Raw genomic sequence first — 12,549 nt, 5'->3', positions numbered from 1 at the left:
TCGACTAATGGTAAGTCATCAGGAAACTGAGGTATTGTGGGTTCGACCCCCACCATCATTAGCCTAATAACTATAAGCTTCCTTCGATTAATTCATAAACACCGCCTCTTACTGCATTTTTTACATCCTCCAGATTTATACGGTATGCATTAATAACAGCATCTAATTTTTCGTATGGTTTTAATTTATCTTTATTAGGTGAATCAACAATAATTTTAATGTTTCTTTTTTTATCAATATAGATAAGATTTTTATTATGTTTATCCCAAATAACCAAACTAGGTTTAGCAATAATTTTCGAAATACTCGCATACTCTTCTAGGCTTAAACCAATCCCCCCTTTATGATGTTTATCACTGCCAGAATGTTCTAACCTTTTCTCCGTCATAACCAACACGCGCTGTGATAACTTTTCACCACCTGATAAGGTAGCGACTTTTTCTGCTATCGTTTCATTCACAATGCCCGCCGTGATATAACGGCTACTTGCCCCACGTTTCCCTAAATTCGCTTTGACCCAATTCTCAAACGCCAAATGACGAGCAGAGCTATTATTAATCGCCTGAATGGTTTCTTGACGCAGTTGGCGATTTTGAAAGCCTTGCAATTTGCGGATCACCGCAATATCATTCCCCACCGCAGCCTTGCCAACATTATAATTCCAACCTGCCCCTGTGGTGATCGTGCCTTTATCCGTTTTAAAACGACTGATTTTAGTGTGCGTTTCCTCGCCTGAGCGTTTATCTACACCCGCTAACACCCAGTCTGTTTCAATTTCACCATTACTTTTACTGACCGTTAAGCCATTTTTATTTACTCTAAATTCACTCAATGCACGTACACGACAGCGACACCCCCAATCATTCGGCGGATAAAATACTTCCCAAATCGGATCGTCATAACGGTAAATTTTGCCGTGCAACGCTAAATGACTGGCACGAGTACGGCTATCCCGCACAGATACGTATTGCCAGTAAGGTTCTTCGTCAACGTTAGCCATTTGCTGCGCATAACGTGCTGTGTGATAAGCGGTAATTTTATTTGTTTGTAAAATCGTGCGTAATCGACGTGGTGAGCCTAATTGCACTATTTCCGCATTACCGCTACTATCAACTACAACTTGTTTTCCCCACCAACCCAATTCACGCAATTTAGGCTCAAGATTTTTAATAAATTCGCTTTCTGGTATGCCTTTTTCTATCGCATCTGTTGTTGCCTGACGTAAGGTTTCTAAAATCTCTGCGCGTGTTGCTTTCGCGACAGTAAAAGCTCTAGCATGAGCTTCTTCTAGCTGTTCTTGCCAGTTCCAAGTAATGTTGTACCCCTTCGCTTTCAGATAATCGACAGCTAACTTTGGTTCAAGTTGTAACACATAGCCCATATCTAGATCAGCGGTTGGCATTTAACCTCCCTAATAAATCACTGACAAAAATCGCCCGCGTTAATAATTCTTCAAGTTTGCTGTCATCTAAGTCTGCATAGAGTGTCGCAATTTGTTCTTGTGCAAATTCATAGCCCCCTTGTTGAATAGCCTCCACAACAGGTTTTAGCATTGGATCGATAATCGCCTGATACTGTTCAGGTGTTGGTTCTAATTCATCAAGTAAGTCATCAGGATCACGAGTTGCACTTAATACCGCTATTTTGTTATCTGTTTTTGCTGAGAGAAAAGCCTCGTTAGCATTTACTTGTGCTTGGCGCACTAAGACTGGTTCATTATCCGTAGCAATCGGCACTTGTAATTTATCGTGCGCCCACTGTGCTGGGATCTTAAATCCAATATCAACTAATTTACTAAGTCCATCTGCGAAACTATTGAGGTCTTCGCTTTCCGCAATATCAAATTCAAGGCGCGGAATACGGCGTGCATCATTAAAGGATTTGCAGTTCAACGCATAAAGCGGATAAATTAAGTCACGAGTCAGTGTCGCTTGAAGACGTTTTAAATCGGCATTACGCAATTCAATTCGCACATCATTATGCACATTACCAAGTGCATTCGTTGACGTTGCACCGTCCGCCTGACTTGTTAGAGTGCCGCCTAAAATCGCTTTAGAGATAGATTTTTCTGCCCACTCAACCATTGCCATAAATGAGCTACTATCACCCTGCGCGGCGTTTTGAAATTCAATCTCCATGCCACGCGGGATAATGCCACCAGCGTTATGCCCAATCGACATCACCGCACGAAGTAATGTATTTTTCTCATTTTGCGTTGCCCCTTCGGGGTATTTGCCAAGCCGCATTGGTAAGCCGTAAATTTCCAAAAATTCCGCAAAATCACGAGCAGAGTAGTTTTTGAAAATGAAGGGCCATACAAGTGTTCGCACTAAACCGATGCGCGAGAGATAACCTGTTTTTGCTTTCGCAATATGCTTAATCCAGCCAAATTGATTTAGCTCTACACCTTCAACACTATTATCACGCAAGCGCAAGCTATTACGTTCTGTTGTAGGTGTCATAAACCACGCCTGATCTCGCCAATGCACATTGCGGATCAACTTTAGCCCACCAATTAAATTCGGCTCCCATTCAATTTCTTGACAACTAAACCCTTTTAAAATTGCGTCAGTCGCATCAAATAAGCAATCATCAAACCACACAGCATCACGCAAAATTTCATCTAGCATATCAGCATCCCGTTGTTCTGCCGCAGTCGCATTTATCGGTGGTTGAATCTGCCAGTCCACAGTCAGCACGGCAGAACGGCGTTTGCCTAGCTCAGATTGCAAGTGTGCATCTTTTTCTTCCATATCTTCAGCGAGTTCACTTTGTGCAACTAAATCGCCCATTTCTGCGGCGCGTAAAATCTGTGCTGCACGCATCGGTGATAACCCACTTGCGGGGTGTTCAGAGTAGTGTTTTGGTAACATCATTAAGCGACTATCGTTTTCCGTCTGTACGGTATCGTCAAAAATAATCGGGTTACCGTGTATATCTAAAATTCTGCTTTTCATTTTTTAATAATCCCACTCTGATTGATACTGATTTGGCAAATCATCTAACGCGTAATTGCGATTCCAAAAGCTTTCTGTTGCTGTAACGTTATGACGCTTATCGGGAAGCGGTGTAAAGTCAATTTCCCCGCCTGTCATGTAACTCGCTCGTATTGCCATACAATAAGCCACCGCACTATCACCGTGGCGCTTCTTACCTGTCTTGCCTTGCGAGCGGTTTTTATCAATTTTTGGTACCCCATTTATTACAACAATATGACCCTGATCTAAAATAATTTCCTCATCTTGTGGAATACGGATTAAATCTGCTTCATACAACGCTTTATATTTTGGCATCCACTCCCGATACCATTTGTCATTTAGTTGCACAGCCTCAATCATTGAAGCACCGTAACGAATCAGTGCTGCCTCAGCTAAGTAGCCACCATTTCCCGTTGCATCAAATGCTGCGCCGATAAAACGAGGTAATTGCTTAAGAATAAACAGCATAATTTGCCGCTGTTGGTTATAAGGGCAATTTCTAATTTCAAGGGTGAGTTCAATGTGGCGAGCTGTATTAGGCAAACAGGCACACACAGCAAACACACTCAAGTCACCTGTACGAGCAAAATCCACGCCAAAACTATGACGGTAATCTGTATTTAGCTGCTCAAGATGCGGTAAAACCACTTGCAACAACCATTCAAGAGTAATAGTTTCGCGTTCCTCTTCCGTCCAAGTTATAAACCGACTATCACATTCAAACACTAATTTAACCTTTGTGTTGTCAGTAGCACGATCTACGAGCGGACGAGAGATATAGCCTCCAGAGGATTTTTTCGGCACACAATAATATTCTTCTAATGCATCTTCTTCTGTCGCGGTTTCCCGCAACAATCCTGCTTTCCACTGAGCCTCCTTTTCAGGTGACCATACTTGTTTGCTCACTTGGCAGATACGTTGATAAAGCCCTTCTTTGCAGGCATCATCTAGTGTGATGGTATGAATAGAATAACTTTTCCGTCCTGCGCGACTATCTTGGATCAACTGATTAAAGAGGTTATCAACACCATTATGCGTTGAGATTAAACGGACTTTTGCGCCCCACATTGTCAGCGCCAACGCCGCTTTCAATACTTCAGCTAATTTTTCATGGAAAGCCGCTTCATCAATCACCACAATCCCTTGCATCCCCCGCAAGTTTTTCGGATTACTTGATAAAGCTTTAATTTTGTAACCGCTGGCAAAATAGATCACATAAGTGAGAATATCTTTATCTTCATCTTCAAAGAGTTCCTCTTGTATCTCTCCAGCTGCTCGATTAAATTTTGATGACCACATTGCACACGCATCAATAAACTCACGCGCCATTTCTTTGTTCGAGCCAATGTAAAATATGTCTGAGCCACCATCTGCTTTTGTTTTACTGGCTATCAAGACATCATCTGCCGCTTCTGCCCAAGTAAGACCCGTGCGTCGTGACTTTTCAGCAATTTTTAGCTGGCTATCATCTGCAATCCAACGCTTTTGGTAGCCTAGTAGTAACTCGTTTGGATCAAAGGAGATAAAGTCAGGTAGTTTTTGCATTATGCGATACCTAATATTTGTGCTTTAATACTATCAACGGTTTCTTTTGATAAACCCGCTCGCATCACTGCTTTTTCTGCTGTTTCTGCTGCCTGTTGTGCCACTTCTTTTCTTATTGCCTGTTCACGTTTATAGCTTAAGCTTTCAGCTTGTTCTAGCCGTTGCACAGCTGCCGATAGTAATGCTATCGACTTCGGATCCGCTGTTCCTTCTTCGCTCATACCAAGTGATGTTTCAAAAGCAATATTTTTTACAATCTCCATCAGCATTTTGCCAATATCTGATTGGGGAGCTTCACCAAATTGCTTTGCCCAAATTTGAGCAATTTCACGCGAATTGCGAATTTTTGCTCCCATTTTTTCCATTCTACTTGCATAACGATTCAGCCCAGTACGACTTAACAACGCACTTTCTGGTAAACCACAGTCACGAATCAGATCATTAATTTCTTCTAAAATTTCAGCCTGTGAATACTGCTTATCTCTCAACATCATCGCAAGCTGTGTCTTTATATTTGGCGGCAATAAATCAACTTTACTTGCACGCCCTCGCGTAAGTTTATCCGCCATAGACACCTCTTAAAGTTTAGGAGAGGGACGTTTTACGCCATCTACAAAAGCACGCCCCTCTGCAACATCAAGACCACGCTGCGTGATTACAGCAACAAAAAATTCTTTATCATTTGTTGGAATACGTTTAATTGTGATAAGGCTTTGTTCCTCTAGCCACAGCAAATGATTACGCACAAGACTACGACTAACATTATGTCCGTATGCTTCTAATACATCTTGCAAGATAGACTCATTAGCATCGTAGCCATCTTCTGCTAGTGTGCGTAACATCACTAACCGCTGATCTCGTGTAAAAATATCTCTCATTCTTTCTTCACCTCTTTTTCTGTGAGTAATCCCACTAAATGTCGCAACATTTTTGTTTCTGCCCGCAGCTCCTTGGCTTCTCCTTTCATTTCTACAAGTGCAATTCTTAATTCAGACACGTCTTTCGCACTTGGTAGATGTCTAACTTCTGTTTCGATGCTAGATACGCGCTGATCTAAATCATTAATTGATGACTTCTTCGCATAACGACTATCTAACTTTAACCAAAAAAGAGATGCTAACAGCCCAGCTACAGATAAGATAATCCCCCAATGCCGCTGAATCACTTCCAATACTTCCGTCATCTTCGCTCCGCTCTTTCTTGGCAATACACACAACGACAACAATGCGGCACTAATGCAACACGCTCTGCAGCAATTAATTCACCACAATCAACACAAAATCGCTCACGCGTAAGATCAACATCAACTTCTTTGCGCTGCTTAAGTAATTGCTGATAAGCTCGCTCATCTCGCTGTTGTGCAATATCCGCTAAATCCATTATTTCTTTTTCCTGCAAACTTTTTCATAAATAAGATTGTGTGCTAAAACTTGACGCTTTGTTTCTTCTGTGTCTTTCAAACTGACATAGATAACACTAAACGCAGAGCAACCATTAACATTAATCTTCTCTGATGTAACCTCTTTCGCGCAGCTGGTCATCAATACCATTGGCAGTAAGACGGCGATTAGCCGCTTCAATTTCTTTGCGTTGTTCTGCATTCCGTATTTCCTCTTTTATCGCAGTCACTTCGGTTTCCATTTGCGTAATCTTGTCAGCCTGTTTTGCTATTTTTTTGCTCTGATATTTGACATAGAGATAGACAGCAGCAAAAACGACAACAACAATACAAATTGCATAAATTTTCAACATTAGTCCTCCTTACGTTTAGAGACCGCAACAGCAAAACCTTTTGTTGCTACTTGACCGCCACAGAAAAGTGCGAATGTCATAAATAGTTCTGGCGTATAACTTCTGTCTAAATACACGCAGTAACAAAGCACAATTGACATCAAAATTGAGCCAAAAAACTGGATAAATGCAGTTGTACTCAATCTGCCATCATTATTAGTAATTAATTCGCTTAATCTCATGTCAGCCCCTTTAATCTTTGAAAAGATGATCTGTATAGATAACTTCACCAGCATCCAGCCAACTTGCAACATCAAAACAAGGGCAGTCTTTGATCCACTCGTTCGGTGTAATTGTGCCATCGCCATTTAGATCTGGGCTTAAATCACGGTGTCCACAGATTTTTGCACGCGGATACTTAGCTTCTAGTTCACTCAATAAGCGATGCAATGCTTGCCATTGTTTAGCCGTATATCGACCAAAATTTTTACCATCAATACTAATACCACCAACCAAACAAATCCCGATTGAACCAGCGTTATGTCCTTTCACATGTGCGCCAATTTCACCAACTTGACGCCCCGTTTCAACTGCACCATCTACATCAATCACAAAGTGGTAACCAATGTGAGACAGGTGGGGATTAAAAATAGGCGGATTAGCTCGACGTTTAAAACCACGCTTAGCGTGCCAACCATCAATCACTTGTGCAGCTGTTTGCGTTTTAGTGCGTAACGATTTGCCGTTTTGTGTTGCACTACAATGCACCACTATTAACGAAATCGGGAAAGACATAAAAAAACTCCTTTTAAAGCTAGTTTAAAAGGAGTTTAAATAGTATTGATGCGTGGTGGGTTTGTGATGTTTCACACTAGGTTAGTTAAAGTATTTTTTTAGAAGTTGGTAAGCTATTATCCCCAAACCAACCCAAAACCAAAAGTAGCCTTTCATTGCTTTTGGTTTTTCCTTTTCTGGAGATATTGTTTGAATTTTTTCTCTTTTGCTTTGGTTATTCTGTCTCACTGCTTTTTTTAGCAAAGCTATTTCAGAATTTAGGCGCTGATTTTGTTCTTTAAAAAAATCAGCTTGAGATTTAAAGTAATCGACCATATCTAGAATTTCTTCTTTTTGGTAAATTTTTCTTGCTGTATCAAATAAAGCAAATAATAAAGCCGACTTGCTAGATGCAAAAGCCAAGTTTTTCATATCAGGATACAGGTAATTACTTAATTTTAGATTAACTATAGTATCAATATCATTAAGCAACCGATCTAATTCAAATTTAGCTTCTTCAAATTTTCCCGCTGATTGTAAATATAATGCCAATCTCAAACCAACTTGGAAATAATCTGTATCTTCAATCTGATATAACCTATCTTTTAATTCATATAAACAAACTAATGCACCATTCCAATCTCCGGCTTTTTTGTAGGTTGTAGCTAACTTAGCTAAATTATAATCGTCATCAGTCAGTATTTTAGAAAAATCTTCTTCTAAAGGATGATATTGCAGATCGCTAGAAAAAAGTTCAAGGCTATATTCAAATTTGGCACACACAATCAATCTCCCAAAGGTAATTCACGTTGATAACGTCGTCTTAGTAGCGAACGCTGTTGTCTAATAATCGCATAAATATGACTTTCGCTCAATTTATACTCTTTTGTAAGTTCTGCGATATTTTTTCCATCAAAACGCTCATAGATTAAATAATCTCGCAACGCATCTTTTAACGTTGCACCCGTTGGAATATATGTTGATCGTCCACCTAGATAATGCCCGATCACTACTGCCAGCTTCGATGATTTTTGCACGGCATTTTCTTTATTTTCGCCCTGACGTATTAATTCACACGCCATTACATCAACCAGTTCAGCTAAAATAGAGGGCCACTTATTTTGTAACTCATCAACGGGGATTTTATCTAAATTATCCAACAACTGACCAAGCGTTTCATGGTCATCAGCAAAGAGATCAGATTGATGATTTGTCATATTACCTCTTATCATTAATAAGTTTGTTCACATCATTTAGATACAACCACTGCAAACGCTTATCACCGAGCTTAACATTTTCGGTGAAATAAAAGCCGCTGTTATCTGCTTTCATATCAAAACTAAATTCACCGTAGCCGTAAACGCCAACATACAGCTCGTTATCGTACTTAATAAGCACTTCATTACGTTTGTTATTAAAAATTGGTTCTTCTTTTGATGATCTCCACATATTATTCACCAAATATATCTAATTGACGCTTTGCAACTTCTTGACGCTGAACACGTTTAATCACTTTATACACCCATTGCATTGATACGCCATACTTTCTAGCCAGCTCTCGATGATTTTTGCCATCAAATTCCTGCCAAATCGCTAAATTGCGTTCGCTTGATATTAATGCCACCGACTGCGGTATATATATCAATTCACCCGCCCAGTTATTGGCTATTTTTAAGGCGACATCAACACCAATTTTTCTAGCTTGTTGTTCCTCTATATTATGCTTTTCTACCAACTCAGCCCTAATATGTTCAGCGAGATCAAGCAGTATTTCTGGTGCGTTTTCCTCAAAGATTTCGATATTCATTTCATTATCTCTTTTTGCTTCTTTTTCCACTCCACCCAATCTGGATATGCAGGCAAATGCCAAATTTCTCGCCCATATTTATGCAACTGTTCAATCGCTAAAATTGCATTCATCTTCTCTTGCTGTTCTGCTTGCACCTTAACTTCCGCTTGTTCTGCATCATTTACCTGCACTTGTGTACTCACAAATTTTGGCGCGTTGGTTTCATACACTTGCTTTAAATAGTTGTGGTTTGTTAGCGGTGCGGTATTTTGATTGTTACGGCGTTTATTTTGTACAGATTGCACAGTTTCGCTTAACGCATGAGCAAGCAAAAGTGACTGCGGATAAAGCGCAAGTACCTCTTTAATCAATTTCACAGCTCGACTGTTTGATAATGCGGATTTCTCTGGTCTAAATAAGCTGATATAAGCAACAAGTGGACGCGCTACTTCTGCGTTACACTTTGCAATTAATGTAAGTAATTCACGTCCTGCATCGTCTTCAAGTAGCTGATCTAAATGGATATCGCTATGGCAAATTGGGCAACGAGCAAGTTTCATAATTTCACCTCGTTTTGTGTACGTTTCTGCCATTTTTTCAGACGTTCAAGCACAATCGACCCAAATTTATAATCTAAACTTTGTACATTTAACACAAGCGGTTTATCTTGTTGCTGCAAAATAGGATTAACAACGTTACGCACAAAGCTGTTTAACGCGTCCTCAGAGCCATCTCTAATTACTCCTGCTTTGTGCATTTCTATCCAAACTGCGCGGATCTTTAATGCAATATCGTGCTTAACTTTTGCAGATGGTGATGCAGGCGAATGCTTACGTTTCACCGTGCGTTTAAAGCCAGACCTTTCAAAATGATCAAAGACTTTCATTAATTCAACGATAGTCATTTCTTTACAGCTATTTTTACCAGTTTCATTACGCAAAATCAGGCGGTAAGTCTCTTCATCAATGCGCAGCTTATGCTTGGCGATATGTATTAACTTGATTAATTGAGGTTTGGTATAATGCATATTTTCATTTCCTCATAAAACCCATTATTAACGCCTCTTAATCTCTGTTTAAAAGGCGTTTAAATGGATTTTTGTTTTATCTCTCTCTAATTCGATAAGTTGGGTAGTTATGTCTAAGCAATTGATAGCAAGCTGTGGACATCTCAAAGATCTTCACGCTTTCGGCCGGTATTGTTTTCTTACAGGTTTTAGTTTGATCCGTATATCCAAATGGCAACCCCGCTTGTTGCCAAAATGTAATTGCACTGATAACAACTGGCTTTACATCGGCATTGATAATAAAAGTTCGATTATCTTTATTTAATTTAGTCAATAACTTCCCTTGCTTAACCAGTTTATTAATACGCAGTCTAAACCGCCCATTACTTAACGTTGTACCTGCATACAATGCTGTGCGATGTAGCAAAGCGATCTGCTCAAAATCATCATCTCTTAACGCGTTAATATCGTAAGTACCTAACCGATGTCCCATATAGTGCATAACTGTATTTCGAGCAATCTTGCCCAAGGTTTCATCCCAAAGGTAATCTAAAATTTCATTATCGCTCATTTTCATTTTTACCCCCTTACTTGCCATCTCACCTTTGGTAGTTGATTTTGCACCAGCTCCATATATACCCCCGCAGCAATATAATTACCTGAGTTTACGGCTTGCATTGCTTGTTGTAGCTGTCCAATCATCATATTAAGCGTTAATAACAATGCCTCTTGTTTTTGCATTTTCATTTTTCACCCCCGCCAAATGGTCTAATATGCATTCTGTCGCAAATTTGACTTCTTGCTATCGCCCATTTTTGATTCGCTTCTTTTCTTACCTTTCCCGCTGCTAAGCGCCAGTACAGAGCAGCATCTTGATATTCTGCTTTTTGTTCTAACAGCACTGCTTGCTCGGCATGGTTGTAATAGACTTCATTTCTCATTGTGATACCCCCGCCACATCTAAACTAATTGGTTGATATTGGTCGCTATCACCAACGCGCTCGTAAATTCGCACATATGCTTTTGAGTTCACAATTTGCACACTTTCACTAATAGCCTGCATCGCATTGAGCCAGCGCGGATCTTTAATATCAACACGGCGTAAACCTAAGATCCGACTTGTGTTGAGGTTACCTTCCTTATCTACGTTAAATGCGCGTTCAATTAACGCTTTTAGTTCTGGTCTTGACCCTTCCGACCACTCATTTAAGCACTCATCAATTAACACTTTCGCAGCTTGGATGCGTTCGTCAAATTGTAAGTGGTCATTAATTGCACGTTGAATTTTGTATTTGCCGTCATAACTAAACAGCGTCACATTACCTTTATTACCGCCAAGCTTTGTGTTGTACTTTTCGGCGGATAACTCAACAAACGCCTGAATATCACCAAAAATACCACCTTTAAATTGGCTAATTTCGGCATTCAGCGCTTTGGCTTTTTCAACCCATTCCTGCACTAAAGCATCTCGCTCTTTATCAATTTCTTTTACTAATTCATCTGGAGTTAGATTGCCTCTGGCGTCTTTCCAGTACGTTTTGTTTTCAATCGTTACTTTGCTCATTGCTGTTCTCCTAAGGTATGGTTATCAAAATCAGTATCAGGATAATGTTTCTTCAAATACTCGTAGATTTCTTGCTCGTGTTCAGGGCTTAATGGCGTTTGAAATTCGCCGTGTTCCTTTTTCCACTCTGCATCGGCTTTTTGTTGCCAACAAAATTGATCACACTCTGGCTCTTTGGGTTCTTGTTGACACGCAGCAAGCAACACAACAAGCCCGATCATCATTAATCTTTTCATTGCGCACCGCCTTGAAGCTCCATTTTTGCCCTATAAATCCAGTCATAATCCAATAATTGACCTTCACTTTTAGCGCTCACCCAAGCGAGACGCAGGATTTGCGTTAAAATGCGTAAACCTCCTCCGTGCTTGCATATATCATTCAACATTTGGATAAGTTTTTTATTTCCGCTATCTAGTTGCCACGCGTCAGCGATTGCAATAACATCATTTTCTGTGCATTGTTTAATTGAATTATGTTTTGCAACACGTGACCAGAGACGGGCTAGTTCATGTGATTGGTGTGCGCCACCGCGCATTCTGTTGTAAACCTTATCGTTACCGATTAGCACAAACCCAATTTGACACTGTTCTTGTATAAGCCGAATTTCTTCTAGCACGTCGTATGGCAAGTGATCAGCTTCATCAATCACAAACAATCCTTTTGTATCAGTAAGTTTTTTTACAATTAGTCGTGATAATGTACCTTTACGTTTTGGTGCATCATTAATACCTAACTCAAGCGCCATTTCATACAATGTCTCACTTAATGTCGCTCGGCTTGGACTGGCGGTAATTATCCATACATTAGGGTTTCGACGCTGATATTCTCTTGCCGAAGTTGTTTTACCTACCCCGCTTGCGCCATAAACAGTTGTAATCGTGCCAAGTAAGTGAGCATAACGCATACCTTTCATCACTTCTGCTGCGGTTTCAGTTTCAATAAAATCCGGTGCTATCATTAAACGATTCTGACGTTCATTTCGTTGTTCTAACCAGCTTTCTAATGCAGTATTAATTTTTTCAACATCACCTTGATATTTACCATTAAGATGACTGGACAAAGCCCCGCTAGTAATACCAATTTCTTTGGCGAGTTTTGCTTGGCTAATTTCACCATTATCAATAATGCGTTTAATTTGTTCGATTAATGAGCTCATTCCTTA

At 40.0% G+C, this 12,549-nt stretch carries 22 protein-coding genes; all 22 read right to left on the bottom strand.

Features of this window, described 5'->3' with window-relative positions:
- Positions 1 to 70 precede the first annotated feature (70 nt).
- The 22 genes from NYR30_RS00345 to NYR30_RS00240 all read right to left on the bottom strand — a co-directional run bounded on the left by NYR30_RS00345 (position 71) and on the right by NYR30_RS00240 (position 12,543).
- Complete coding sequence (locus NYR30_RS00345; RefSeq protein WP_302501469.1) at positions 71 to 1,402, bottom strand: phage head morphogenesis protein; 1,332 nt, start codon at positions 1,400 to 1,402, stop codon at positions 71 to 73.
- On the bottom strand, positions 1,389 to 2,957 hold the full coding sequence (locus NYR30_RS00340; RefSeq protein ID WP_302501467.1) for a DUF935 domain-containing protein: 1,569 nt from the start codon (positions 2,955 to 2,957) through the stop codon (positions 1,389 to 1,391). Before NYR30_RS00340 ends, NYR30_RS00345 begins: the two co-directional genes overlap by 14 nt.
- 3 nt (positions 2,958 to 2,960) lie before the next feature.
- Positions 2,961 to 4,523 carry a terminase large subunit domain-containing protein gene (locus NYR30_RS00335; RefSeq protein WP_302501465.1) on the bottom strand — a complete coding sequence of 521 codons (1,563 nt, stop codon included), beginning with the start codon at positions 4,521 to 4,523 and terminating at the stop codon, positions 2,961 to 2,963.
- On the bottom strand, positions 4,523 to 5,092 hold the full coding sequence (locus tag NYR30_RS00330; RefSeq protein ID WP_302501463.1) for a DUF3486 family protein: 570 nt from the start codon (positions 5,090 to 5,092) through the stop codon (positions 4,523 to 4,525). The genes NYR30_RS00335 and NYR30_RS00330 overlap by 1 nt, the downstream gene beginning before the upstream one ends.
- A 9-nt stretch (positions 5,093 to 5,101) precedes the next feature.
- Complete coding sequence (locus tag NYR30_RS00325; protein ID WP_302501461.1) at positions 5,102 to 5,401, bottom strand: VpaChn25_0724 family phage protein; 300 nt, start codon at positions 5,399 to 5,401, stop codon at positions 5,102 to 5,104.
- Entirely contained in the window at positions 5,398 to 5,706 is a 309-nt protein-coding gene (locus NYR30_RS00320; protein ID WP_302501459.1) for a DUF2730 family protein, read from the bottom strand. The genes NYR30_RS00325 and NYR30_RS00320 overlap by 4 nt, the downstream gene beginning before the upstream one ends.
- Complete coding sequence (locus NYR30_RS00315) at positions 5,703 to 5,903, bottom strand: TraR/DksA C4-type zinc finger protein (protein WP_302501458.1); 201 nt, start codon at positions 5,901 to 5,903, stop codon at positions 5,703 to 5,705. Before NYR30_RS00315 ends, NYR30_RS00320 begins: the two co-directional genes overlap by 4 nt.
- A gap of 120 nt (positions 5,904 to 6,023) precedes the next feature.
- The gene (locus NYR30_RS00310) at positions 6,024 to 6,275 is read right to left on the bottom strand and encodes a DUF2681 domain-containing protein (RefSeq protein ID WP_302501457.1); all 252 of its coding nucleotides are present in this window, start codon (positions 6,273 to 6,275) and stop codon (positions 6,024 to 6,026) included.
- Complete coding sequence (locus NYR30_RS00305; protein ID WP_302501456.1) at positions 6,275 to 6,496, bottom strand: DUF2644 domain-containing protein; 222 nt, start codon at positions 6,494 to 6,496, stop codon at positions 6,275 to 6,277. Before NYR30_RS00305 ends, NYR30_RS00310 begins: the two co-directional genes overlap by 1 nt.
- A 10-nt stretch (positions 6,497 to 6,506) precedes the next feature.
- A complete protein-coding gene (locus NYR30_RS00300; protein WP_302501455.1) occupies positions 6,507 to 7,049 on the bottom strand; it encodes an N-acetylmuramoyl-L-alanine amidase in 543 nt (180 codons plus the stop codon).
- 81 nt (positions 7,050 to 7,130) lie between these two features.
- On the bottom strand, positions 7,131 to 7,811 hold the full coding sequence (locus tag NYR30_RS00295; RefSeq protein WP_302501454.1) for a hypothetical protein: 681 nt from the start codon (positions 7,809 to 7,811) through the stop codon (positions 7,131 to 7,133).
- Positions 7,812 to 7,813: 2 nt separating this feature from the next.
- Positions 7,814 to 8,245 carry a Mor transcription activator family protein gene (locus NYR30_RS00290; protein WP_302501453.1) on the bottom strand — a complete coding sequence of 144 codons (432 nt, stop codon included), beginning with the start codon at positions 8,243 to 8,245 and terminating at the stop codon, positions 7,814 to 7,816.
- Between the two features lies 1 nt (position 8,246).
- Positions 8,247 to 8,477: a hypothetical protein gene (locus tag NYR30_RS00285; RefSeq protein WP_302501451.1), complete on the bottom strand. Its 231-nt coding sequence runs from the start codon at positions 8,475 to 8,477 to the stop codon at positions 8,247 to 8,249.
- Position 8,478: 1 nt separating this feature from the next.
- Positions 8,479 to 8,835 carry a Mor transcription activator family protein gene (locus NYR30_RS00280; protein WP_302501450.1) on the bottom strand — a complete coding sequence of 119 codons (357 nt, stop codon included), beginning with the start codon at positions 8,833 to 8,835 and terminating at the stop codon, positions 8,479 to 8,481.
- The gene (locus tag NYR30_RS00275; RefSeq protein ID WP_302501448.1) at positions 8,832 to 9,377 is read right to left on the bottom strand and encodes an HI_1489 N-terminal domain-containing protein; all 546 of its coding nucleotides are present in this window, start codon (positions 9,375 to 9,377) and stop codon (positions 8,832 to 8,834) included. Before NYR30_RS00275 ends, NYR30_RS00280 begins: the two co-directional genes overlap by 4 nt.
- On the bottom strand, positions 9,374 to 9,844 hold the full coding sequence (locus NYR30_RS00270; RefSeq protein ID WP_302501446.1) for a gp16 family protein: 471 nt from the start codon (positions 9,842 to 9,844) through the stop codon (positions 9,374 to 9,376). The genes NYR30_RS00275 and NYR30_RS00270 overlap by 4 nt, the downstream gene beginning before the upstream one ends.
- 76 nt (positions 9,845 to 9,920) lie before the next feature.
- On the bottom strand, positions 9,921 to 10,400 hold the full coding sequence (locus NYR30_RS00265) for a hypothetical protein (RefSeq protein WP_302501444.1): 480 nt from the start codon (positions 10,398 to 10,400) through the stop codon (positions 9,921 to 9,923).
- A gap of 2 nt (positions 10,401 to 10,402) precedes the next feature.
- Positions 10,403 to 10,570, bottom strand: coding sequence for a hypothetical protein (locus NYR30_RS00260; RefSeq protein WP_302501442.1), 168 nt, complete (start codon positions 10,568 to 10,570; stop codon positions 10,403 to 10,405).
- Positions 10,567 to 10,764, bottom strand: a complete 198-nt coding sequence (locus NYR30_RS00255; RefSeq protein WP_302501441.1) for an ANR family transcriptional regulator — start codon at positions 10,762 to 10,764, stop codon at positions 10,567 to 10,569. The genes NYR30_RS00260 and NYR30_RS00255 overlap by 4 nt, the downstream gene beginning before the upstream one ends.
- On the bottom strand, positions 10,761 to 11,387 hold the full coding sequence (locus tag NYR30_RS00250) for a DUF3164 family protein (RefSeq protein WP_302501439.1): 627 nt from the start codon (positions 11,385 to 11,387) through the stop codon (positions 10,761 to 10,763). Before NYR30_RS00250 ends, NYR30_RS00255 begins: the two co-directional genes overlap by 4 nt.
- Positions 11,384 to 11,623: a hypothetical protein gene (locus tag NYR30_RS00245; RefSeq protein ID WP_302501438.1), complete on the bottom strand. Its 240-nt coding sequence runs from the start codon at positions 11,621 to 11,623 to the stop codon at positions 11,384 to 11,386. The genes NYR30_RS00250 and NYR30_RS00245 overlap by 4 nt, the downstream gene beginning before the upstream one ends.
- On the bottom strand, positions 11,620 to 12,543 hold the full coding sequence (locus NYR30_RS00240) for an AAA family ATPase (RefSeq protein ID WP_302501436.1): 924 nt from the start codon (positions 12,541 to 12,543) through the stop codon (positions 11,620 to 11,622). The genes NYR30_RS00245 and NYR30_RS00240 overlap by 4 nt, the downstream gene beginning before the upstream one ends.
- Positions 12,544 to 12,549 lie beyond the last annotated feature (6 nt).

Source organism: Gallibacterium salpingitidis, assembly GCF_030517105.1.
Taxonomy (GTDB): domain Bacteria; phylum Pseudomonadota; class Gammaproteobacteria; order Enterobacterales; family Pasteurellaceae; genus Gallibacterium; species Gallibacterium salpingitidis.
The sequence above is the reverse complement of the archived record's forward strand: the minus strand, read 5'-3'. Positions and strand labels throughout refer to the sequence as shown.

Coding starts and splice junctions, on each gene's coding strand:
- NYR30_RS00345 (WP_302501469.1), bottom strand. CDS start 1,402: ATGCCAACCGCTGATCTAGATATGGGCTATGTGTTACAACTTGAACCA.
- NYR30_RS00340 (WP_302501467.1), bottom strand. CDS start 2,957: ATGAAAAGCAGAATTTTAGATATACACGGTAACCCGATTATTTTTGAC.
- NYR30_RS00335 (WP_302501465.1), bottom strand. CDS start 4,523: ATGCAAAAACTACCTGACTTTATCTCCTTTGATCCAAACGAGTTACTA.
- NYR30_RS00330 (WP_302501463.1), bottom strand. CDS start 5,092: ATGGCGGATAAACTTACGCGAGGGCGTGCAAGTAAAGTTGATTTATTG.
- NYR30_RS00325 (WP_302501461.1), bottom strand. CDS start 5,401: ATGAGAGATATTTTTACACGAGATCAGCGGTTAGTGATGTTACGCACA.
- NYR30_RS00320 (WP_302501459.1), bottom strand. CDS start 5,706: ATGACGGAAGTATTGGAAGTGATTCAGCGGCATTGGGGGATTATCTTA.
- NYR30_RS00315 (WP_302501458.1), bottom strand. CDS start 5,903: ATGGATTTAGCGGATATTGCACAACAGCGAGATGAGCGAGCTTATCAG.
- NYR30_RS00310 (WP_302501457.1), bottom strand. CDS start 6,275: ATGTTGAAAATTTATGCAATTTGTATTGTTGTTGTCGTTTTTGCTGCT.
- NYR30_RS00305 (WP_302501456.1), bottom strand. CDS start 6,496: ATGAGATTAAGCGAATTAATTACTAATAATGATGGCAGATTGAGTACA.
- NYR30_RS00300 (WP_302501455.1), bottom strand. CDS start 7,049: ATGTCTTTCCCGATTTCGTTAATAGTGGTGCATTGTAGTGCAACACAA.
- NYR30_RS00290 (WP_302501453.1), bottom strand. CDS start 8,245: ATGACAAATCATCAATCTGATCTCTTTGCTGATGACCATGAAACGCTT.
- NYR30_RS00285 (WP_302501451.1), bottom strand. CDS start 8,477: ATGTGGAGATCATCAAAAGAAGAACCAATTTTTAATAACAAACGTAAT.
- NYR30_RS00280 (WP_302501450.1), bottom strand. CDS start 8,835: ATGAATATCGAAATCTTTGAGGAAAACGCACCAGAAATACTGCTTGAT.
- NYR30_RS00275 (WP_302501448.1), bottom strand. CDS start 9,377: ATGAAACTTGCTCGTTGCCCAATTTGCCATAGCGATATCCATTTAGAT.
- NYR30_RS00270 (WP_302501446.1), bottom strand. CDS start 9,844: ATGCATTATACCAAACCTCAATTAATCAAGTTAATACATATCGCCAAG.
- NYR30_RS00265 (WP_302501444.1), bottom strand. CDS start 10,400: ATGAAAATGAGCGATAATGAAATTTTAGATTACCTTTGGGATGAAACC.
- NYR30_RS00260 (WP_302501442.1), bottom strand. CDS start 10,570: ATGAAAATGCAAAAACAAGAGGCATTGTTATTAACGCTTAATATGATG.
- NYR30_RS00255 (WP_302501441.1), bottom strand. CDS start 10,764: ATGAGAAATGAAGTCTATTACAACCATGCCGAGCAAGCAGTGCTGTTA.
- NYR30_RS00250 (WP_302501439.1), bottom strand. CDS start 11,387: ATGAGCAAAGTAACGATTGAAAACAAAACGTACTGGAAAGACGCCAGA.
- NYR30_RS00245 (WP_302501438.1), bottom strand. CDS start 11,623: ATGAAAAGATTAATGATGATCGGGCTTGTTGTGTTGCTTGCTGCGTGT.
- NYR30_RS00240 (WP_302501436.1), bottom strand. CDS start 12,543: ATGAGCTCATTAATCGAACAAATTAAACGCATTATTGATAATGGTGAA.